The organism is Shewanella electrica (genome assembly GCF_022321485.1).
Lineage (GTDB): Bacteria > Pseudomonadota > Gammaproteobacteria > Enterobacterales > Shewanellaceae > Shewanella > Shewanella electrica.
The window spans coordinates 1-240 of record NZ_JAKOGG010000718.1 but is presented as its reverse complement, the minus strand read 5'-3'; the positions used below and the strand labels follow the sequence as shown (position 1 = coordinate 240).

Below are 240 nucleotides of genomic sequence, written 5' to 3'. Positions count from 1 at the left end.
GCTGTTAACCTTGCCCAGAATCTCAACCGAGGTCTGGTAGATGCGCGAGGCAGACATCATATCGGCCATCTCTTCCAGTGAATAAACGTTGGAATAGAACACGTAACCATCGGCGTTGGCGATATGGTTATTGGGCTCGTAACGCTGCTCGACAGCGCGATCGGATTTCACAAAACCCATCATTTTTACGCTGGCAGACAGTGTATTGCCCGTATCAGTATCACCCGAGGCGGTTTGATA

At 50.0% G+C, this 240-nt stretch carries 1 protein-coding gene; it reads right to left on the bottom strand.

What is annotated here, in order from left to right; genetic code table 11:
- Window positions 1–240: flagellar basal body rod C-terminal domain-containing protein (locus tag L9G74_RS21895; RefSeq protein ID WP_275297568.1), on the bottom strand; the 240-nt coding region annotated here is incomplete at both ends.